The following is a 19,052-nucleotide window of genomic DNA, read 5'->3' on the forward strand; positions in this document are numbered from 1 at the left end:
GGCATCGCCCGCCTGCACAACCTCACACTGACCGGCTGAGAAGCAACAGCACTGGTCGACCGGCATGCCGGAGATCATTTACGGGACAACACTTAGGAGTCGGCGCTGAACGCCGAGTGGGGTTTCCTTGTGATCTTGGCCACGGGTCCCCGTCAGGAACTGACGGGGACCCGTGGCCGATCTTGTTCGCTTCTCTATTCGTTCGTCAGCAGCGGATAGACGCCGTTCTCGTCGTGGTCCTCGCGTCCGGTCAGCGCCGGTGTGAAGATGCACAGGAAGGTACTGTCCACGATCGGCTTGATCGTGTGGTTGTCGGCGTCATCCAGAAGGTGCAGGGTGCCGGGCTCGATGATGTGCTCTTCGTTCTCGTCCCGGTCGACCAGGATCATCTTGCCGGAAATGCAGTACACCGCTTCCACATGGTTTGCGTAGCAGATGTCGGTTTCCGTGCCGGCGTAGACCACTGTCTCCGACACGGAGTATCCGAATCCATCCGATGCGAGCAGGATTCGCTTGCTTCGCCATGCGCCGCTTGCGGCCGTGACGTCCCGGTCTGTGCCTTCGATCTCTGAGATCCTACGAACCTGCATTACTTTCCTCCTGATCGTTCCTGATTGACCTTTGTTCTTTCAGTGACCTCAAGAGGTCTATATAGGCGCTGTTGAGACGGGCACCTCTGTCCATGTAAGAAACTCCGACCAATTCGTCCTTCCGCAGGAACTTGACGAGTACTCCGCGGTCCAGGTGGTTCAGGTCTCCATGGACGATCTCCATGGAGTCGGAGATCTTCGGGTTGCCGGCGATTTGGATGCGCAGCCCGAAGACTTCGGTCGCCACGCTGGGGAAGTATCCGATTCCGGATGCTTTTGTGTCGTATCCCAGGGATGACGCCACGGACTTGCCCGCGAGATCGCCGGTGTCGATCGCGTTTTTCCAGAATTCCATGCGCGTGAGTTGTTCCGTCGCCCACGGGTCCGGGTAACGAGCAACATCTCCGGCCGCGAACACATCCGCGTACTCCGGCACGCGCATGTATGCGTCGACGCGCACTCCGTCGGACAGGTCCAGATCGTTTCCCTTCAGCCATTCCACGTTCGGAATACTTCCGATCGCTTCGATCAGAAGGGAACGATCTGCGCCTGCGCCGTCTTCCGGGACCTCGGTGACGCCATCGCAGAGAGCTTCCCTTGCGGAATCGCCTGTCAGAAACGTGACGCCGTTGCGAGTGATCCACTGTGCGAGTGCGGTGGCGATGCGTTCACCGAGAATGCCTTCGAACGGCCCGTTCCGCAGCGTTTCCAGCATGACGGCTTCGCAGCCGTACTCCTTGGCCAGGGAAGCCAGCTCGCAGGCAACGAATCCGGCACCTACGATCGTGACCTTCTTGCCTGCTTGGAGTTCATGGTGGACATACCGCGCATCGTCCAGACTACGGAGGGTTCTGTGGGTAGCCGAGGTGCGCGGCCGTACGCCCGAGGCGATCACCAGACTGTCGTATGCGAAGGTGTCGCCGGTACTCAGATGCAGGACCTTGTCGCGCAGGTCCGCGGTTTCCACTCTGGTGTCGAGGCGCCAGGTCAGAGCGTCGTTCTCGGCACCCTTGACTCTCAGGTCTTCGGCGATGGACGGATACCGCTTCTTAGTGAGGCCCGGCCGGTTGTAGGTGCGGTGGGCCTCGTCACCGAAAATGACGATCCTGGCGTCAACCTTGCGTTTGAGCAGCGCGCCGGCCGCGCGCAAGCCGGCGATGCCGGAGCCGACTATGCCGATGACCGGCTCCCCGCTCGTCATGCGGCATCACTGTTCAGGAAGATCGCTTGCAGGGGGCAGGAGTCGATGGCGTCCTCGATCTCGTCGACGCTTTCCTCGTCGAACGACTCCTGGTACTGAAGCTTTCCGTCGGCGTCGAGCTCGAAGTGAGCCGGTGCCGAGATTGCGCACAGTCCATGGTGCTGGCACTTGATCCGGTCCACGGAGATCTTCACGGATTCCTCCTCCAGGCGTGACGTGCTTCAAGGGCGCGGGGTGAACGTGATCGGCAGCTTGTTCGCACCTGTGTTTCCGGAATCAGGCAGCCACTCGGCACCTTCCCCCACACGCAGGTCAGTCATCCGCGTCGCCATCGTGGAGAGCGCGACGCCTATGTCCGCCCGAGCGACGAAATGTCCCAGGCAGTGATGCAGGCCGCCGCCGAACGCGAAGTGAGGGGAGCGCTCGGCGTCGAGATCGATACGGTCCGGGTTGTCGAACTCGGCAGGATCAGTGGCCGAGGTCATGGTGAACAGGTGGACGGTCGTCCCCTTCTCGATCGTGCGCTCCTTGTGCTGGAACGTCTCCGCCGCCTCGCGCGAGATCCATCGACCGATCGGATTGACGCGAAGTGCTTCTTCGACTGCCCTGGCGGAGTAGCGCTGGAGGTCCTCGGCCAGCTTCTCCCACTGGTCCGGCTGCTTCGCGAACGATTCGACAGCCAGCGCCAACTGATTTCGAGTGGTGTCGATCCCCGCGAATATGAGCAGGATGATGAGGTTGATCAGTTCCTGGTCCGAGAGCTTGCCGGCATCCTCGTCCCTCGCTTCCACCAGAGCGCTCAGGATGTCGTTCTTAGGCGATTCCCTCCTGCTCCGCACCAGCAGCTCTGCGTACTGGGTGAGTTCGACGATGGCTTCGTCGATCTGTGCGATGTTTTCTTGGATGGTGATCCCGAGACCGAGCCCGATCGTGGATGCGAGCTCGTGGATCTTCTTCCAGTCGTGCTCGTCGATGCCCAGGATCATGCACAGGATCCTGGTCGCATACGGCGCCGCGAAACGACTGGCGAATTCAGTCCGCCCATCCTCGATCCATTCGTCGACAAGGCTGTCGGCCAGGGATTGGAACCGGGCGTGCAGGGGCTCTATGCGACGCGGAGAGAAGGCAGGATTGACCAGGCGCCGAATCCGGTTGTGCTCGCCGCCCTCCAGCACCAGCAGAGTCTTCTGCCACCAACGGTCGAAGTGTCCGTCGACCACTCCGTGCTGCGCCGGCCACTTGGCCGACCCTTGTGTCAGGAGGGGGTGCTTCAGGAGGAAGCTGCTGTCCTCGTAGGAGAGGACTGCGATCCCCCAGTCAGTTCGCGCGTACCAATGCGTGGCCCGCGCCGTTCGCACTTCTTCCGAGTCCATGCGGAACTGTTCGCCACTCACGTCGAGGTGCAGGGTCGTGGGTTGCTGAGTCAGCTGAGTCATGGCAGACGCCTTCCAATCACTCGGCGGTCAACGGGCCGATTCGGTAGAGCACCTCGTCGTGGTGGCTGTCGGCGAAGAGGTGGCTGGGGAAGAGCACGCGAGTCTCGATGTGCGCCGAGTGCTTCTTGGCGAACTGCTTCAGCACCATGATGATCGCCTTGTTCTCGGCGGAGACCGTGGCTTCGACGTACCGGGCCCCGCTGGCCACCTGCTGGTCGGCCGCGGCCTGGAAGAGCTTGATGCCGAGGAAGGGAATGCCGTGGCGCGGGTTGACGGCGGTCTGCCAGACGAAGTAGGTCTCGGGCTCGTCGGGCCGGCGATAGCCGGTGAGGAAGCCGACGACTTCGTCGTCCACGGTCGCGATCAGCGATCCGTCGGCGAAGTCCCGGAACCACAGCGTGTAGTAGTAGATGCTGTTGGAGTCCAGGCCGGGAGTGTTCTCGACCAGGTTCCACACGGCCGGGCCGTCCTCGGGCACGGGTGCGCGGAAGACCGCCTGCTTGGCCGCGACGGTGCCCTGGTCCGGGCCGGCACCGAGTGCGGAGGTGATGGTGATCGTCATGGTCGGGCCGCCTTCTCCATCGGGGACATCGGGCGCGGTCATGCTGTTTCGTAGACGGCGCGTTGTGTGATGCGCAGTCCCTGGTCGAGTTCGTCGGTGGTGACGGTCAGCGGGGGCAGCAGTTTGACGACCTGGCCGTACGCTCCGGATGTCTCGATCAGGAGTCCGAGTTCGAAGGCCCGGCGTGCGACGCGGCCGGCGTGGTGGGGGTCGGCGAGCTCCAGGCCCCAGACCATTCCGCGGCCGCGGTAGGCGGAACCGCTGTGGTGCGCGGCGGTGTCGCGCAGCGCGGCTTCGATGGTCTGGGCGTGTGCCAGGGTCTGCTGTTCGAGCTTGTCGTCTGCCCAGTAGGCGTTGAGGGCGGCGGCCGCGGTGACGAAAGCGGGGTTGTTGCCGCGGAAGGTGCCGTTGTGTTCGCCGGGCTCCCAGACGTCCAGTTCCTGTCGGAACAGGCACAGGGACATGGGCAGTCCGTATCCGCTGATGGACTTGGAGACGGTCACGATGTCCGGAGTGATGCCGGCCTCTTCGAAGGAGAAGAAGGCGCCGGTGCGGCCGCAGCCCATCTGGATGTCGTCGACGATCAGCAGCATGTCATGCTCCTGACAGATTCGAGCGAGGGCGCGCAGCCACTCCGGGCGGGCCACGTTGATGCCGCCCTCGCCCTGGATCGTCTCCACGATCACTGCGGCGGGCTGGTCCAGTCCGGATCCGTGGTCCCTCAGCAGCCGCTCGAACCACAGGAAGTCGGGTGTCTTCCCGTCCATGTAGTGGTCGAAGGGCATGGGCGTGGCGTGAGTGAGCGGCACGCCGGCGCCGGCCCGTTTGAAGGCGTTGCCGGTCACCGCCAGGGAGCCCAGCGACATGCCGTGGAAGGCGTTGGTGAAGGACACGATCGTCTCGCGTCCCTTGACCTTGCGCGCCAGCTTGAGGGCGGCTTCGACGGCGTTGGTGCCCGTCGGGCCCGGGAACATGACCTTGTACGGCAGGTCCCGCGGGCGCAGAACCGTGTTCTGGAAGGACTCGAGGAACGTGCGCTTGGCCGTGGTCGACATGTCCAGGCCGTGAGTGACGCCGTCGCGCTCCAGGTAGTCGAGCAGGGCGCGCTTCAGTACCGCGTTGTTGTGGCCGTAGTTCAGGGACCCGGCGCCGGCGAAGAAGTCCAGGTACTCGTGCCCGTCCTCGTCGTACATCCGGCTGCCCTGCGCCCGGTGGAACACGGTGGGCCAGCCGCGGCAGTAGCTGCGTACCTCCGACTCCAGGGTCGTGAAGACGCTCAGGTCGGGCTGGGTGATGGTCATGCCGCGACCTGCTCGAGCCGTGTGGCGAGGACGAAGTCGGTGAAGGTGTCCACCGATACGAAGTCGTCCGCGTCCAGGTCTTCCGGGTCGACGACCAGGCCGATGGAGTCCTCCAGGGCCATCAGCATCTCGAGCATGGTGGTGGAGTCGAGGTGCAGGTCGTCGAAGAGCCTCACGTCGCCGGTGAGGCCGGTGACGGGGCGCTCCAGGACGCCGGTGAGGGCGTCCTCGAGGGCGGTGAGCACGTTCTGGCGGTCCATGGTGATGTCCTTACGTCCGGTGGGGAGGTGCCGTGGTCGGGGGCGAGGAGGGCTCAGTGGGCGAGGCGGGTCTGCAGGGCCTCGGTGATGACCGAGGGGGTCGGGGCCCGCTCGATCAGGGCGGCCAGCTTCTTGCGGTCGACCTTGCCGTTGCCGTTGGTGGGCAGGGCGTCGAGGCGGACACAGCGCCGCGGGATCTTGAAGGGCTCGATGTGGTCGCGCATGCCCTCGCGCACCTCGTCCGCGGTGATGTCGGCGACCACCGCGAGGACCGCGGTCCGCTTGCCCTCGGGCGGCAGTACGGCGGCGGAGGTCACTCCGTCGACGCGAGTGGCGGCGGCCTCGACCTCCGTGGCGCTGAGACGGAATCCGCGTTCCTTGTAGAGGTCGTCCCGGCGGCCGGAGAAGTAGAGGTAGCCCTCCTTGTCCCGCCAGCCGTAGTCGCCGGTGCGCAGTTCGGGGAAGAGGCCCTCCGTTCGGGGGAAGCGCTCGGCGGTCAGCTCGGGGCGTCGCCAGTAGCCGGCCATGACGTTCGGTCCGCGTACCACGAACTGGCCGATCTCGCCCGCCGGCAGGCGTTCGCCGTCGTCGCCGATGACGAAGACCTCGGTGCCGGGCAGCGGTGTGCCGCAGGAGCCGGGGTGGGTCAGGTCTCCGTCGGGCGGCATGATCGCGGTGCGCTTGCACTCGGTCAGGCCGTACATGACCTGGATGCGCAGCTGGGGCAGCGCGCCGCGCAGCGCGGACATGGTGCTGTCCGACAGGGCCGCGCCGGTGTTGGTGAGCAGGCGCAGCCTGCCGAGCTTGCCCGTGCTGCGGCGCAGGAGCCAGGCGAGCCGGTCCGCGACGGAGGGCACACCCGGCAGGACCGTGGCGCCGGCCGCTTCCAGGCTGCGCAGCAGCGGCGGTCCGGCCTCGGCGACCGTGCCCAGGTGGAGCCGGGCGCCGCTGAGGGCGGACAGGTACACCTGGTAGAGGCCGTAGTCGAAGGAGAGCGGCAGCGGGCAGTACACGACGTCGTCGGCGCGGTAGTTCAGGCAGGCCTGGATGGCCGTCGCCGAGAACAGGACCTGCTGGTGGGTGCTGACCACGGCCTTGGGCAGGGCGGTGGTGCCGGAGGTGTAGATCAGGCTGACCGGGTCGACGGTGAGCGTGCCGGGGTCCTCGGGCAGCGGGGCGGCGGCGGTGCGCGGGTCGAGAGCGGGGCGTACCAGCTCCTCCATCCTGAGGAAGGCCACATCGTGCCGTGCCGCGGTTCGGGCCACCTCCGGGTCGTCGGACACCAGGAGTTCGGGCTCGCAGTCCTTGACGACGTGCTCGAGCGGGGCGCCGCGCACCTGCTCGTGCAGGATGCTGAAGACGAGGCCGAGGCGGGACGCGGCGTACACGAGAAGGGTGATGCCGAGGCCGTCCGAGGCGGTCACGACCATGCGGTCGCCGCGCCCTACGCCCTCGGTGTGGAGGCGGCCGGCCATGCGCACGCTGGCTTCGGCGAGTTCGCCGTAGGTCAGGCTGCCGCCCTGGGTGCTGAGCGCGACGGACTGCGGGCTGCGCTCGGCGGCCTGGTCGAGAAGTTCGTGCAGCAGCTGCGCTGTGCGGGTCATCGGGTCTCCTCGGCAGTGGAGTCGCGGGCAGTCGCCGTGTCCGTTCTGCGGTAGGGGACGACGGTGGTGGCGGTGGCGGAGCACACGAGCTGGGGGGTGTCGAGGACCAGGCCGGCGCTCTCGTTGGCTCCGGGGCGGGCGCCGAGGACCTTGTGTGCCTGGAGCTCGACCACCCGGCGCAGCCTGGTCCGTCGTACCAGCCGTCCGCGTGCCTCGATGTAGTCGCCGGGCTTCACGGGTGCGGTGAAGCGGAGGTCGCTGTACTGGGACAGCAGTCCCTCGTCGCCGTCCGTGCGGATGGTGATCTCGGTGACGAGATCGCCGAACAGTCGCAGGATGCGGGCGCCGTCCACGAGGTCGCCCCCGTAGTGGGCATCCTCCTGGCCGATGCGTACGCGGAGGAAGGCGGTGATCTCCGGGGCTTGCTCGTCACGGGTGCTGTGCTGGGCGGCGGTGGTCGTGTCGATGGGCGGCGGCACAGTGTCAGGCTCCTTGGTTTCCGTTCGTCTGTTTTCGGCTGCTGAGCCGTCGGCCGGGGGGAGGACGATGGCGACTGCGGCCACGACGTTCTGTTTGTGGGTGATGGAGACGGAGAGGGAGGGTTGGATCAAGTGGGCGGCCGCTCCCCGGAGGTGGACGACGGGAGCCCCGTGCGAGGTGTGCTCCACGCAGATCTCTCGCGGCGCCACTCCCTGGAGGAAGCCGATTCCCAGTACCTTGAGGACGGCTTCCTTGGCGGCGAACCGGCCCGCCAGGAACTCCAGGCGCCGAGGGGCGCCGAGCGTCTCGGCATGGGCCAGCTCCTCGGGGGCGAAGGCGAAGCGCAGGAACCAGGGCCGCTCGAGCAGGCGGCGCAGTTCCGAGCGGTCGAGGACGTCCAGCCCGATCCGGGGCGCCCGGCTTGCCGAGGTGTTCATCCGGATGCTGTGCCGAAGTCGACGAGGTGCTGCTTGGCCAGCAGGTCCTCCGTGCTGTCGCGTTCTCGGACCAGATGGGCCCGCCCGCCCCGCACCATCACTTCGGCCGGAAAGCCGTGGCTGAGGAAGAGCCCGGGTGAGGCCGTGGGTCCGTAGGCGCCGGACCGCTCCACCGCCAGCAGGTCTCCCGGCCGTACTTCCGGCAGTCGGACCTTCTTGGCGACCACGTCATTGGGTGTGCACAGCGGCCCGGTCACGGTGTAGGGCCGCGGTTCTGTGGCGGTCCGGTTCTCCAGGTGGCGGATCGGGAAGTTGCGCTTGACGAAGCTCCCGACGCCGACGGCGGCCATGTGGTGGTTGGTGCCGCCGTCGGCGACCACGAAGCTCTCCCCCATGGAGTCCTTCACGTAGCGGGCCCGAACGACGTACGTGCCGGCCTGGGCCGTCAGGAACCGGCCCAGCTCCATGATCGTCCGGCAGTTCGGGTTGCGCGCGGAGAAGGAGCCGAGGACTTCCGCCAGGCCCCTCCCCAGCGCGGCGAGGTCGAGGTCCTTCTCGTTGTCGAAGTAGGCGACGCCGAGCCCGCCGCCGAAGTCCACGGTTTCCAGGGGGAAGCCGAGCCGTCCGGCCAGGTCCTGTGCGGTGGCGAGGATCTGCCGGGTGTTGTGGACGACGTCCTCGTGGTTCAGGAAGCGTGTCCCCATGTAGGCGTGCACGCCCTTCACCCGGATGTGGCGCAGGTCCGCGAGCCGGTGCTTGGAGGCGCGCAGTTCGGCTTCGTCGATGCCGAACTGCCGGGGCTTTCCTCCCATGGCCAGTCCTGATCCCTTGCTGCCGAAGGCAGGGTTCACTCGCAGGAGAACCGGGAATTCGTCACGGCCGGCCGATGCCAGCAGCGAGTCCAGGAGGTCGAGTTCGTCCAGTGATTCGCAGACGATCGCATGGATTCCGGCTTCGACGCACGCGGTGAGTTCTCGTTCGTCCTTGCCGGGGCCGAGGAAGATGATGTCCTGGGGCGCGACGCCGGCTCGTAGCGCGGTGACCAGTTCGGCGTAGGAGGAGACCTCGGCGCCGGTGCCCAACGAGTTCAGCACGGCGCAGACGCTGATGTTCGGGTTGGCTTTGAGCGAGTAGAAGACATCGACGCCGGCGGGGAGTACGTCGCGCAGCCTGCCGTACGTGTCTTCCAGGATGTCCGCGTCGTAGACGAAGAGCGGGGTACCGAACTCCTCGGCGAGCGCCGACATCGTAATTTCCTGAATTCGAGTCTCTGAGGTATCCATGCAATCACTGCCATCCGCCGTCGTCGAGCCAGCGGCATATGGTTCGCTTCTGTGCGAGTGAGCCGTCTGGATTGGATATCTGGTCCTTCATCGCTCGCCTCTCTCTTGCTGGTCTGTTCTCCAGCTGTCTCGATTCTGCGAGACTCCGTGCGGCGAAGGAAGAAGAAACGGGTGGCCTGTATCGGTCCTGACCCGTTCAGGCCCGTATCCGGATTCGATATCCGCCATTGAGTTGTCGGCCCGGCCGGTCAGGTCCTTCGAACTCAATCCCACTCATAGGGGACGAGAGGTACTTCAGCGCGTCGCAGATGCCATTCGGCGAGCTGAGGGAAGGCGGCGGCAGCGCGTTCCCAGATCTGCTTCGCGGTCGTCTCCGCCTCGTCCAGGGAGGCGAGACGAAGGAAGAGGCCTACGACAGCGTGCGGCCGCGCCTGGGAATGCACGCTGACGTGTTCGAGAACATCCGGTGCGGCGGCTTCGAGCATCTGCCTGATCTCAGCGGGCAGGTGAGCATCGCCTGGGGGCGCGAGAACGAGATGAACGAGGTACATGAGGCAATTGTCCTGTTCGAGGTATCGGCAAACTCCTTCGGCTGCTGTCGACCAGCGACTGTCCTGACCGTCAAGGCCGGATGAGTCCCCTCGCGGCCGCGTGCACGCCGGTCTGGAAGCGGCTTCGCGCACCAAGATGGGCCATGAGTTTCGTGGCGATGCGGCGTGCCGTACGAGCCGACACACCCAGCCGCGCGGCGACGGTTTCGTCGGTGTGCCCCAGGGACAACAACCGCAGGACTTCCATCTGCTGCGGGCTCAGCCGCTGTCCGCCGGCGGGCGAGGCGGTCGCGCCCATCGGCCGGGCGGACTGCCAGACGCTCTCGAACAGGGCGTAGAGCGATGAGACCACCCCCGCCATCTGCAGGACCACCGCTCCGGCGGCGGTGTCATCGGCGTCAGTGGCGACGATGACGATCCTCCGGTCGCAGATGATCATGCGGTTCGGCAGTGAGGGGACGGTGCGTATCCGCCCGCCGCGCGCGGCCAGCCAATCCGCGTGCGCCACCGTGGCGGGATCGTTGCGGGCACTGTCCAGGTAGACGGTGCGCATCTGCACCCCGCGTTCGAGCAGGTCCTCGGCGAGCGGCCGCGAGCTGCGCACATTGGCCGGCGTCTGGGCTCCGCCCGGGGCGAACGTCAACAGCTCGTCCTCGACCCCGTCGTACAGAGCCGCCAGGTACTCGCGGACGGAGTCGACCCCCTTCAGGCGGTGCACCTCGTCCCGGGCACCGTCCTGGGTGAACTCCGACTTGAGCTGTACGGCGGCAGCCTGAGCCTCGTGCACACGCTGCTGTTGCGCGGCGAGCTCGGCTCGTTGCCTCGCCAGCAGGATTTCCGCGGCCAGATGCGGGTCGACTGCGCGAAAATTCTGGGGGTCTTCGAGGGAATGCCGCACCAGGGCCAGTTCGCTGAGCGTGTCGAGCGCATTCCGTACCGCCTGCTCGGTCAGCCGGAGCCGGCGCATCAGATCGGCCACACCATCGTGCGGGTGCACCAGCATCTCGCGGTAGACCACCTCCGCTGTGTCGTCCATTCCCAGAACTCCGAACATGCGATTCCCCCTTCTAGACGGTGTGTGATGACGAGAAGACGGAGCGCGGCAGGCCGGTGTCCACGGGAGCGCGCCGTCGCGAGGGCGGACCCAGGGGGTTCGCGCGCGTCAGAGCCTCGCCGTGCGACCTTACGGCCGGTGAAAGAAAAGCGCACCGGTTGTCGGTGTTGCCGTCACCAATACCACCGGAGGGCACTTGTACGATCTCGCGAACCTGCCGACCATGGCAGCATGACCTCGCCAGTCGCGCCCCCTCAGACTCAGCGCCCGATCGATCCCGGAGAATTCCGCGCCGTCCTGGGAAGGTTCACCACCGGAGTGGTCGCCGTCACGGCCCTGCACGGAATCGACGCCACGCCCACCGGTGTGGTCGTCAATTCCTTCACCTCGGTTTCCCTTGACCCCGCCCTGGTTCTTTTCTGCATGGCCCGGACGAGCAGCAGCTGGCCGAAGATCCGTACCGCGGAACGCTATTGCGTCAACATACTCGGTGCGGACCAGCGGGAGATCAGCACACGGCTCGCCTCCCGGGGAGGCGACAAGTTCCGCGGGCTGAGCTGGAGCTCGACGCCCGCCGGCGCGCCCGTCCTGGACGGGACACCCGCCTGGCTGGAGTGCTCCACCGAGGCCGAGTACCCGGCCGGCGACCATGACGTGATCGTGGCGCGCGTGCACCGGATCGGCAGCCACGGGGCGGGCGCACCCCTGGTGTTCTACCGCGGGTCGTACGGCCACCTGGCCGACTGACGTCGCGGTGGGCCCGGCCCGTCGCGACCCCACTCACCGAACCGACCAGAGGAACATCTTCATGACAGCAAGCACCGGCTCCCGCAAGACCATCGGCGTGGGCATCGTCGGCCTCAGCGCCGACGGCGGGTGGGGTTCGCGCGGCCATGTCCCCGCGCTCCGGGCCGTGGAGGGCTTCGAACTCCGGGGCCTCGCGGCGTCCTCCGCTCACTCCGCGAAGCGGGCCGCGGAGCGGTACGGCGTCGCGGCCGCCTACGGCGACGTCGACGAGCTGGCCCGCGACGAGAACATCGACCTGGTCGTGATCGCTGTACGGGTGCCGCGGCACCGCGAGTTGATCCTGCCCGCCCTCCAGGCCGGCAAGGCGGTCCTGAGCGAGTGGCCGCTCGCCACGGGACTCGAGGAGGCCGAGGAGCTCGCTTCGCTGGCGGAGCGGCACGGGGTGCGCACGGCGGTGGGGCTGCAGTCGCGCTCGGCGCCCGCCGTGCGCTATCTCCGTGACCTGGTCGCGGAGGGGTACGTGGGTGAGGTCCTGTCGACCACCCTGGTCGGCTCGGGTGGCGGCTGGGGCGCGGCCGTGGGCTCCGGCGGCGCCTACACCGTCGACCGCCGCAACGGGGCGACCCTGATGACCATCCCGTTCGGTCACACCCTCGACGCCCTGACGATGTGCCTGTCCTCCTTCACGGAACTGAGCGCGACGACGGCCACGCGGCGCCCGACGGTCCAGGTGTCCGACACCGGGGAGAGCATCCCCATGACGGCCGAGGACCAGATCACCGTGTCCGGCAGGCTGGCCGGCGGCGCCGTCGCCTCGCTGCACTATCGCGGCGGCTCCAGCCGGGCGACCAACCTGCACTGGGAGATCAACGGGACCGACGGCGACCTGGTGATCACGGGGGGCACCGGGCACCTCCAGTTCGGTCAGTTCGACATCAGCGGCGCACGCGGCAAGGATCAGCGGCCGTCGCCGCTCCCGGTCCCCGACCGGTACCGGCAGGTCGACGACGTCGACGGTCCCGCCGGTGTCGTGGCGCACGCCTACGCGCAGCTGCGGGAGGATCTGCACACCGGCGGCAGCGTCGTGCCCGACTTCCGGCACGCGGTGGAGCACCACCGTCTGCTGGACCGTATCGCCCGGTCCGCCGAGACCGGCACCCGCCAGTAGCCGAACCCCGCACGTGGTCCGCCCCGCAGGCCTGCGCCCGCGGGGCGGACCCGTGTCGTGCGACGGCGCCCCGGGGGTCACTCCGGCGCCGCCTGGGACCTGCACGACGTGACGAGCCGATCGCACACCTCCGCCGCGTGCTCGTACAGGTAGAAGTGTCCGCCGGGCCAGGTGTGGCAGGGCACCGGACCGCCGGCCAGGGCGGACCACTCCCCCAGAGCCGCCAGGGGTACCAGGGGGTCGTCCTCGCCGCCGAACACGGACAGCGGCGTGCGCAGCGGAGCACCGGGGGCATAGGCGTAGTCCTCGACGAGGCGCAGGTCGGCTCGGAGCGTGCGGGCCACCAGTCGGGCGAGCGCCCGGCGGTCGCCGTAGCCGCCGGGCAGTCCGCCCAGACCGTGCACCTGGCGCAGAAGGTCGCGGGCGGGTCCTGGCGGTCCCGGGGTGCCGGGCGGCCGGCCGCCGATCCGCTGCGGGGCGCGGCTTCCTGAGACGCCGAGCCAGCACGGGCCCCTGCCCCGGGACTCCAGCGCACGCGCGACCTCGAAGGCGAGCAGTGCTCCGAGACTGTGGCCGAAGACGGAGAACGGACCCGACAGGGCGGGTCCCAGGGTCGCGCAGAGGTAGTCGACGGCTTCGTCGGTGCTGCGGCACCGCTCGGTGTCGCGGTCGAGGAGGCGTCCGGGCAGGTCGACGCCGCGCACGCTCCAGTTCCTGGGCAGGTGAGGCAGCAGCGGGGCGAAGCCGCGCGACGAGCCGCCCGCGTGGTGGAACAGCACCAGGGTGTGGGCGGGCTCGCCGCGCAGCATGGGGTTGAGATCGAGGACCGGCATCAGGCGGCCAACTCGGTCAGCAGGGAACGCTCGTGGTCGAGGGCCTCGGGGTTGTGCTTGTAGAGGCACTCCATGGCCAGCCAGTGCACCCGCACCCGTGCCCGCGCCGTGCCGTACAGGGCGGCGGCCGCGACGTGCTGAGGTCCGCAGGGCACGTCGATGACCTTCCAGGCCGCGGGGCGCAGCGTCGGGTCCGCGCCGAGGTAGTCGACGGACAGGGGGCGGCCGAGGCCGGTGCCCAGGCCCTTGAGGTAGGCCTCCTTGCGGGTCCACAACTGTCCGAACGCGACGGCGTCCTGCCGTTCGGCCGCCACCTCGCCCTGTTCGCGCGGGTGCAGCGCGGGAGTACAGACACGGACCGTCTCGGCCGTGGGGACCTTCTCCACGTCGACGCCGATCGGCACCGGCGCGATCCCGATGAGAGCCATGCCGTTGCTGTGCGAGAGGGAGAAGTGCAGGGGCGCGTCGGGAGAGTCGAGGACCGGCCTGCCGTGCGGCTCGTCGCAGCACGGGCAGGTGTCCCGGCCCAGCCGCAGGCTGCGCGGGTCGGTGCCGAGATAGGCGCTGAGCAGGCGGCGCAGGCCGACGTGCGCGCTGCTGTAGAGCAGCCGGCCCGCCTCGCGCCGGCATGTCCCGGCGCGGCTCTGCTCGGCCGCGTCGAGTTCGGTGAGGTCCAGTTCTCCCGTGCAGGTGCCGAGCGGCGGCTGGCGCAGGATCCACAGGTCCGCGCTACGTTGTGGCGGGATCGGCAATGTCACGCTGTTCAGTCCCTGCCTTGGATGGGGTGAGAAGTCGGTCGAGGTAGCGGGCCAGCGTGCCGGTGTCGGGGGCGCTCAGGACGAAGGTCAGTTCGGGCTCGACCGTCAGCACTCCGGCGATGCGGCGCTGGAGCTCCAGGCCGGTCATGGACCGCACGCCCAGGTCGGTCATGGTCTGGTTCCGGTCGACCGCTTCCGGCGGGCAGTTCAGTACGCGTCCGATCTCCTGGCAGACGTGGTCCTCCAGGAGACGCTCCCGCTCGGTGGGGCTCGCGTGGCGCAGCACGGCCGTGAGTGGGGGCGGTGCTGCGGGGGGCAGTTCGGGTTCTGGTTCCTCGGGCCGGGGCTTCGCCGACGGGCTGAGGGAGAACCAGTCGAGTACGGCCTGATCCACGGTCATGTGTTCCTCTGTCGGTCACGGTCAGGGGGACGGCCGGTGGCGCGCCGTGCCGGGGGATTGCGGGCACGCCACCGGCCGAGTTGGTGGAGCCAGCGCTCAGTCCGCGACGACGGCGCCGGGCGGCAGTTCGTGGGCGAAGCCGGCGCGCAGGTTCACACCCGCGAGCTGCCCGGTGATCTCGACGCTGCGCCACAGGCCGCCGCGCAGGGGCAGAAGCCGGCGGCTGCTGAGCCCGGCCCGCGCGGTGTACGGGCCGGGGCCGGCACCTTGCGGCTCCTCGGGAGCGGCCTCCAGCACGGTCTGCATCATCCACAGGGTGTTGCTCTCGGACCGGCTGATCGAGTCCAGTTCGTAGAGGAGGACCTGGGCCAGCTGCAGATTGACCACGAAGGCGTCGATGAGGGAGACCGCGGTGTGCCGGTCGCCCTCGATGCCGTCCGCCGCGGGCTCGGTCTCCGCGTCGAAGGTGACGTCGGCCAGGGCGGAGAAGTCCGCCAGGTCGACGGCGACCTCCCGGATGTGGTGGCGCCGGCGCTTGAAGCCACCGCCCCAGAAGCGGTTGTTCTCGGGACCGAGCGCGTCCTCCAGCCCGAGGTGGCGTGCCTCCTGTACGGCGCGGGAGCCGATGTCGTGCTCGATCTCGCAGCGGACCTTGAGATTGCCGACGGTGCAGTCGTGGACCGACCGGAAGCGGCCGCCCGGTCCGGGCACCTGGGCGCTCTCCACGAGGCGGGCTGCCAGGGGGATGTCCAGCAGCTCCTCCTGAGGGGCACCGCCCGCGCGCAGCACGACCTTGTGCAGGCGCATACGGCGACGGGCGGCGGCGTCCAGACCGTATCCGTGGGCCAGATGGGTCTCCGCCAGCTGGACGCCCAGGACCAGGGCGTCGACGGTGCTGAGGTGCGGCCGCAGGTCGGTGCCGTCCTTCTTGCGGGACCAGTCGGCGGGATAGCCGACGTCGACGGTGCCGCGCACTCCGGCGTCCGGGGCGTCGACCGGAGTGACGACCAGGTCGCCGACGCGGTATTCGGCGCGCTGGTAGCCGCGGGAGAAGAACCGGGTCTCGCCCGGGCCGAGGTAGTCGTCGATGGACTGCAGCAGTATCTGCTGACCGGTGCCGGCGCCCATGTCACACACCCGCCCCGGTGGTCTGTATCGACTCCTCGTAGACGGCGATCAGTTCCCGGACCGTGCGGACGTCGGTGATGGACCGGTCCCCGGCGAACGGGTCGACGCCGAGTTCGGTCTCCAGCTGCAGCAGCAGCTGGGCCAGCAGCAGCGAGTTGAGACCGGCCGTGAGCAGCGGGTCGTCCAGGCTGTACCCGCTGCCGCCCTCGTCATTGAGCAGGACGCTGTCGATCTCGCGCAGGATGGTGTGCTGCACGGCGTCGTCCGTGCCGTGCGTGTCCTTCAGCATGTGATGCCTCCGTCGATGACCAGGGTCTGTCCGGTGATGAAGCGGGACTGGGGTGTGGCGAGGAAGAGGATCGCGTCGGCGACCTCGTCCACGGTTCCCAGCCGTCCCAGCGGTGTGCGCTGCTGGATCTTTTCGCGGTTGCGTACGGTGACGTCCGCGGTCATGTCGCTGTCGAAGAAGCCGGGGGTGAGGGTGTTGACCCGCACGCCCTGGGGGCCGAGTTCGCGCGCCATGCTGCGGCCGAGACCTTCCAGCCCCGCTTTCGCCGCGGCGTAGACGGCGACGCCCCGATATCCCCGTATGGCGTTGATCGACGAGACGTTGACGATGCTTCCGCCTCCGCCGCGCACCATGAGCCGGGCACAGGCCTGGGCCAGGTGCAGGGGGGCGAGAAGATTGGTGCGTATCAAGTCGTCCATGCGGCCGGGCGCCGTCGTCAGGAACAGTTCCTGGTGCAGCACGCCGGCGTTGTTGACGAGGAGGTCGAGCCGGCCGAACCGGCGGCCGCTGTCGCGGGCGAACGCGCGCAGTGCCGCGGAGTCGGCGAGGTCCACGGAGGCCCAGTGGAAGGCGTCCTGGTACTTGTCCGTCGTCTCGGTGACGAAGTCGTTCGGCGTCCTGCTGAACGTCGACACCGACCATCCGTCGGCGAGCAGCCGCTCGACCAGGACCCGGCCGAGCCCTCGGCTGCCCCCGCTGACCAGGGCCACCCGGCCGTCCGCCGGGGTGCCGCCGCTCACGCCGCGGTCCTGATCTTCTTGAAGCGTTCGGAGTGGTGGTCCTCCTGCGACACCTCGACCAGGAGCGGCACCTTGTACGCCTCGAGGCGCTCGCCGCAGAAGCGGCGCACCTGGCGGGCCACGTCCCTGGGGTCGGCCGGGCGGGTCAGTTTGACGAGCGCCTGGACGACCTGGCCGGTGATGTGGCTGCTGCGGCCGGAGACCGTGGCGTCGGCGATGAGGTCCATCTCCAGCAGGACGTTCTCCACCTCGCTCGGGTAGACCTTCTCCCCGGCGACGTTGATGATCTCCGACTTGCGGCCCAGGATGCGTACGTAGTCGCCGTCGACCTCGACGGCGTCCTGGGTGTTGAAGTAGCCCAGGCGGTCGAAGGGCGCGGGCGCGTTGAGGTAGCCGAGCATGGCCATGTCGGAGCGGATCCACAGGATGCCGTCCCGGATGTCGTAGTCGAAGCCGGTGCCGCCGAGCTTGACCCAGAGGCTGTCGTCACTGCGCGACTTGGTGGCCAGGATGCCGAGTTCGGACAGGCCGTAGGTCTGCTTCAGGCGTACGGCCGGCAGCGTCTCGTGGAGCTTGTGCAGCACACCGAGCGGCATGGGTTCGGTGCCGTAGGTGATCAGTCGCAGGGAGCCGAGGTCGTGGTCCGCGTAGGCTCCCGAGATCAGCAGCATGTTCAGGAAGGTCGGCGTGGTGGGCAGTACCTGGATGCGGTGCGCGGCGACGGCGGCGCAGACCGTGGCCGGGGTGCGCTCGGCGATGGTGACCAGCGCGCCTCCCTGACTGAGCGTGTGCAGCAGGGTGTTGATGCCGCCGATGTGGTCGAGGTTGAGGAAGCCGAGGGTGCGCTGGGCCCTGCGGACCTCGCGGTACTTGGCCAGCATTTTGGACATGTCGAGGACGGTGGCCTTGCTGCGCCCGGTGGTTCCCGAACTGAACAGCACGAGGCCGGGGGTGGCGGCGGCGCGCAGACGCTTGTAGAGGGCGTGTTCGGCCCGGCGGCCGGTGCGCTCGACCTGGTGGCCGGCGGCGGATGCCCCAAGGGTGATGACCGTCTCGGCCTCGGCGACGTCGAGGAACTCCGTGCGCTTGGCGGCGGGCAGCGGAGCCAAGGGGACGACGACGGCCCCTCGCGCGATCAGGGCGAGCAGTCCGGCGCAGGCCTCGACACTGCTCGGGCCCTCCAGGGCGACGACGTCCCCGGCCCGGACGCCGTGTGCGTCGAGGAGTTCGCCCCATTCGGCCGTGAGCTCGAGTACGTGCCGGTAGCTGTGCGTTCGGCCGTCGAAGACGATGGCGTCGGCGTCCGCGAATTGTTCCAGTCGTTGAAAGAACCAGGCAGTCATGCGCTCTCCGACATGTCATAGCGGGCTGAGGTGACAAAGGGCTGTGCGGTACGGCGGCGGTTCGACGAGGAGGAAGGCGGGGCAGCCGCGGACCAGGCGGGCAGCCTCAGGTCCGGTGCGGGCGGGGTGCCCGGCAGCAGGGTCCAGCCCTCGGCGGCGGCCAGGGCGCGCAGCCGGCGGTCACCGCCGACGACGAAGGCCGAGCCGGCGGCCCTGAGGAGCGGGAGGTCCGACACGTGGTCCCCGTAGGCGGCCGTCGCGTCGGCGGGGACGCCGCGTTGCAGCAGAACCTTCAGCGCGGCGTCCGCCTTGGCGGTCCCGATCATGGGCGGGCCGTCCAGCCCACCGGTGTACCGGCCCCGTTCGACGCGGGGAAGAGTGCACAGGAGTTCGTCCGCACCGAGGTCGTCGGCGATGCGCCGCAGGGGCGCGGGGAAGGAACCGGAGACGAGGACGACGTGTGCGCCGTGCTCCTGGTGCCTGCGCAGCTCCGCGACGGCGGGCTCGTGGTAGAAGCCGCCGGTCGAGAGCTCGGCATCGAACCAGGCGCCGGCCATGGCACCCATGACCTCCGCGTCGAGGCCTTCCAGGCCGGCGTAGTAGGCCCGGTTGACCTCCTCGCGCGGGCAGCCGACGGCCGCCATGGCCTTGAGTTCACACATGCGGTCGTCGAATTCCCTGCGCGGGTGACCCAGGGCCGCGTGGTAATAGGCCAGAAGCCGGGACATGCTTCCGGCGGTGGTCAGAGTGTGATCCACGTCGAAGAAGGCGACCTGCGCACGTCTCATCTGTCCGGTACCTCCGATGGCCTGGGCGGGAACAGGGCAGCGCGACGGAATACCGCGTCGGTCCCGTTCGGTGGGAGTGCGGGTGGAAGGTCTCTGGTG

The 19,052-nt window shown here is 68.4% G+C and carries 22 protein-coding genes; 3 read left to right on the top strand and 19 right to left on the bottom strand.

All coding sequences use genetic code 11. The features are described from left to right. Positions 1–194: 194 nt before the first annotated feature. From KUM03_RS06445 to KUM03_RS06490, 10 genes are read right to left on the bottom strand one after another with little or no spacing between them, the layout of a single operon-like run. Positions 195–590, bottom strand: a complete 396-nt coding sequence (locus KUM03_RS06445) for an ectoine synthase (protein ID WP_217246033.1) — start codon at positions 588–590, stop codon at positions 195–197. Then, positions 577–1,791: an NAD(P)/FAD-dependent oxidoreductase gene (locus tag KUM03_RS06450; protein ID WP_217246034.1), complete on the bottom strand. Its 1,215-nt coding sequence runs from the start codon at positions 1,789–1,791 to the stop codon at positions 577–579. Before KUM03_RS06450 ends, KUM03_RS06445 begins: the two co-directional genes overlap by 14 nt. Then, positions 1,788–1,985, bottom strand: a complete 198-nt coding sequence (locus tag KUM03_RS06455; RefSeq protein WP_217246035.1) for a ferredoxin — start codon at positions 1,983–1,985, stop codon at positions 1,788–1,790. The genes KUM03_RS06450 and KUM03_RS06455 overlap by 4 nt, the downstream gene beginning before the upstream one ends. 27 nt (positions 1,986–2,012) lie before the next feature. Continuing rightward, complete coding sequence (locus KUM03_RS06460; protein WP_254398935.1) at positions 2,013–3,227, bottom strand: cytochrome P450; 1,215 nt, start codon at positions 3,225–3,227, stop codon at positions 2,013–2,015. A 16-nt stretch (positions 3,228–3,243) separates the two neighbouring features. Then, a complete protein-coding gene (ectA, locus tag KUM03_RS06465; RefSeq protein ID WP_217246036.1) occupies positions 3,244–3,789 on the bottom strand; it encodes a diaminobutyrate acetyltransferase in 546 nt (181 codons plus the stop codon). Between the two features lie 38 nt (positions 3,790–3,827). After that, complete coding sequence (ectB, locus tag KUM03_RS06470) at positions 3,828–5,090, bottom strand: diaminobutyrate--2-oxoglutarate transaminase (RefSeq protein ID WP_217246037.1); 1,263 nt, start codon at positions 5,088–5,090, stop codon at positions 3,828–3,830. Beyond that, on the bottom strand, positions 5,087–5,350 hold the full coding sequence (locus KUM03_RS06475) for a phosphopantetheine-binding protein (protein WP_217246038.1): 264 nt from the start codon (positions 5,348–5,350) through the stop codon (positions 5,087–5,089). Before KUM03_RS06475 ends, ectB begins: the two co-directional genes overlap by 4 nt. Before the next feature lie 53 nt (positions 5,351–5,403). Further along, positions 5,404–6,954, bottom strand: a complete 1,551-nt coding sequence (locus KUM03_RS06480) for a class I adenylate-forming enzyme family protein (protein ID WP_217246039.1) — start codon at positions 6,952–6,954, stop codon at positions 5,404–5,406. Beyond that, the gene (locus KUM03_RS06485; RefSeq protein ID WP_217246040.1) at positions 6,951–7,871 is read right to left on the bottom strand and encodes a holo-ACP synthase; all 921 of its coding nucleotides are present in this window, start codon (positions 7,869–7,871) and stop codon (positions 6,951–6,953) included. The genes KUM03_RS06480 and KUM03_RS06485 overlap by 4 nt, the downstream gene beginning before the upstream one ends. After that, positions 7,868–9,118: a diaminopimelate decarboxylase gene (locus KUM03_RS06490; RefSeq protein WP_254398936.1), complete on the bottom strand. Its 1,251-nt coding sequence runs from the start codon at positions 9,116–9,118 to the stop codon at positions 7,868–7,870. Before KUM03_RS06490 ends, KUM03_RS06485 begins: the two co-directional genes overlap by 4 nt. Positions 9,119–9,462: 344 nt before the next feature. Between KUM03_RS06490 and KUM03_RS06495 the strand changes: the two genes are divergently transcribed. Beyond that, positions 9,463–9,789, top strand: coding sequence for a hypothetical protein (locus KUM03_RS06495; protein WP_217246042.1), 327 nt, complete (start codon positions 9,463–9,465; stop codon positions 9,787–9,789). On the opposite strand, the gene KUM03_RS06500 is transcribed toward KUM03_RS06495, so the two are convergent. Then, positions 9,776–10,741: a LuxR C-terminal-related transcriptional regulator gene (locus KUM03_RS06500; RefSeq protein ID WP_308406265.1), complete on the bottom strand. Its 966-nt coding sequence runs from the start codon at positions 10,739–10,741 to the stop codon at positions 9,776–9,778. The two genes, KUM03_RS06495 and KUM03_RS06500, sit on opposite strands and share 14 nt — an antisense overlap. 249 nt (positions 10,742–10,990) lie before the next feature. Here KUM03_RS06500 and KUM03_RS06505 point away from each other — a divergent pair, with 249 nt between their 5' ends. After that, complete coding sequence (locus tag KUM03_RS06505; RefSeq protein WP_217246044.1) at positions 10,991–11,506, top strand: flavin reductase family protein; 516 nt, start codon at positions 10,991–10,993, stop codon at positions 11,504–11,506. Between the two features lie 61 nt (positions 11,507–11,567). Further along, positions 11,568–12,674, top strand: coding sequence for a Gfo/Idh/MocA family protein (locus tag KUM03_RS06510; RefSeq protein WP_217246045.1), 1,107 nt, complete (start codon positions 11,568–11,570; stop codon positions 12,672–12,674). A gap of 77 nt (positions 12,675–12,751) precedes the next feature. Here the strand turns inward: KUM03_RS06510 and KUM03_RS06515 are convergent, their stop codons facing one another. The 8 genes from KUM03_RS06515 to KUM03_RS06550 all read right to left on the bottom strand — a co-directional run bounded on the left by KUM03_RS06515 (position 12,752) and on the right by KUM03_RS06550 (position 18,953). Continuing rightward, positions 12,752–13,507, bottom strand: a complete 756-nt coding sequence (locus KUM03_RS06515; protein WP_217246046.1) for a thioesterase II family protein — start codon at positions 13,505–13,507, stop codon at positions 12,752–12,754. After that, positions 13,507–14,265, bottom strand: a complete 759-nt coding sequence (locus KUM03_RS06520; protein ID WP_217246047.1) for a 4'-phosphopantetheinyl transferase superfamily protein — start codon at positions 14,263–14,265, stop codon at positions 13,507–13,509. The genes KUM03_RS06515 and KUM03_RS06520 overlap by 1 nt, the downstream gene beginning before the upstream one ends. Further along, positions 14,237–14,665 (bottom strand): acyl carrier protein, encoded by a 429-nt coding sequence (locus KUM03_RS06525; protein ID WP_217246048.1) that lies wholly within the window; start codon positions 14,663–14,665, stop codon positions 14,237–14,239. Before KUM03_RS06525 ends, KUM03_RS06520 begins: the two co-directional genes overlap by 29 nt. A 96-nt stretch (positions 14,666–14,761) precedes the next feature. Then, positions 14,762–15,793, bottom strand: a complete 1,032-nt coding sequence (locus KUM03_RS06530; RefSeq protein ID WP_217246049.1) for an AvrD family protein — start codon at positions 15,791–15,793, stop codon at positions 14,762–14,764. A gap of 1 nt (position 15,794) precedes the next feature. After that, complete coding sequence (locus KUM03_RS06535; protein ID WP_217246050.1) at positions 15,795–16,082, bottom strand: phosphopantetheine-binding protein; 288 nt, start codon at positions 16,080–16,082, stop codon at positions 15,795–15,797. Further along, on the bottom strand, positions 16,076–16,822 hold the full coding sequence (locus KUM03_RS06540) for an SDR family oxidoreductase (protein WP_308406266.1): 747 nt from the start codon (positions 16,820–16,822) through the stop codon (positions 16,076–16,078). Before KUM03_RS06540 ends, KUM03_RS06535 begins: the two co-directional genes overlap by 7 nt. Further along, positions 16,819–18,165 (bottom strand): class I adenylate-forming enzyme family protein, encoded by a 1,347-nt coding sequence (locus KUM03_RS06545; RefSeq protein WP_217246051.1) that lies wholly within the window; start codon positions 18,163–18,165, stop codon positions 16,819–16,821. Before KUM03_RS06545 ends, KUM03_RS06540 begins: the two co-directional genes overlap by 4 nt. Then, a complete protein-coding gene (locus KUM03_RS06550) occupies positions 18,162–18,953 on the bottom strand; it encodes an HAD family phosphatase (protein ID WP_217246052.1) in 792 nt (263 codons plus the stop codon). The genes KUM03_RS06545 and KUM03_RS06550 overlap by 4 nt, the downstream gene beginning before the upstream one ends. Positions 18,954–19,052 lie beyond the last annotated feature (99 nt).

The sequence above is a fragment of the Streptomyces sp. AC602_WCS936 genome, from assembly GCF_019049125.1.
Lineage (GTDB): Bacteria > Actinomycetota > Actinomycetes > Streptomycetales > Streptomycetaceae > Streptomyces.

Coding starts and splice junctions, on each gene's coding strand:
- KUM03_RS06445 (WP_217246033.1), bottom strand. CDS start 590: ATGCAGGTTCGTAGGATCTCAGAGATCGAAGGCACAGACCGGGACGTC.
- KUM03_RS06450 (WP_217246034.1), bottom strand. CDS start 1,791: ATGACGAGCGGGGAGCCGGTCATCGGCATAGTCGGCTCCGGCATCGCC.
- KUM03_RS06460 (WP_254398935.1), bottom strand. CDS start 3,227: ATGACTCAGCTGACTCAGCAACCCACGACCCTGCACCTCGACGTGAGT.
- ectA (WP_217246036.1), bottom strand. CDS start 3,789: ATGACGATCACCATCACCTCCGCACTCGGTGCCGGCCCGGACCAGGGC.
- ectB (WP_217246037.1), bottom strand. CDS start 5,090: ATGACCATCACCCAGCCCGACCTGAGCGTCTTCACGACCCTGGAGTCG.
- KUM03_RS06475 (WP_217246038.1), bottom strand. CDS start 5,350: ATGGACCGCCAGAACGTGCTCACCGCCCTCGAGGACGCCCTCACCGGC.
- KUM03_RS06480 (WP_217246039.1), bottom strand. CDS start 6,954: ATGACCCGCACAGCGCAGCTGCTGCACGAACTTCTCGACCAGGCCGCC.
- KUM03_RS06485 (WP_217246040.1), bottom strand. CDS start 7,871: ATGAACACCTCGGCAAGCCGGGCGCCCCGGATCGGGCTGGACGTCCTC.
- KUM03_RS06490 (WP_254398936.1), bottom strand. CDS start 9,118: ATGTCGGCGCTCGCCGAGGAGTTCGGTACCCCGCTCTTCGTCTACGAC.
- KUM03_RS06495 (WP_217246042.1), top strand. CDS start 9,463: ATGCCATTCGGCGAGCTGAGGGAAGGCGGCGGCAGCGCGTTCCCAGAT.
- KUM03_RS06500 (WP_308406265.1), bottom strand. CDS start 10,741: ATGGACGACACAGCGGAGGTGGTCTACCGCGAGATGCTGGTGCACCCG.
- KUM03_RS06505 (WP_217246044.1), top strand. CDS start 10,991: ATGACCTCGCCAGTCGCGCCCCCTCAGACTCAGCGCCCGATCGATCCC.
- KUM03_RS06510 (WP_217246045.1), top strand. CDS start 11,568: ATGACAGCAAGCACCGGCTCCCGCAAGACCATCGGCGTGGGCATCGTC.
- KUM03_RS06515 (WP_217246046.1), bottom strand. CDS start 13,507: ATGCCGGTCCTCGATCTCAACCCCATGCTGCGCGGCGAGCCCGCCCAC.
- KUM03_RS06525 (WP_217246048.1), bottom strand. CDS start 14,665: ATGACCGTGGATCAGGCCGTACTCGACTGGTTCTCCCTCAGCCCGTCG.
- KUM03_RS06530 (WP_217246049.1), bottom strand. CDS start 15,793: ATGGGCGCCGGCACCGGTCAGCAGATACTGCTGCAGTCCATCGACGAC.
- KUM03_RS06535 (WP_217246050.1), bottom strand. CDS start 16,082: ATGCTGAAGGACACGCACGGCACGGACGACGCCGTGCAGCACACCATC.
- KUM03_RS06545 (WP_217246051.1), bottom strand. CDS start 18,165: ATGACTGCCTGGTTCTTTCAACGACTGGAACAATTCGCGGACGCCGAC.
- KUM03_RS06550 (WP_217246052.1), bottom strand. CDS start 18,953: ATGAGACGTGCGCAGGTCGCCTTCTTCGACGTGGATCACACTCTGACC.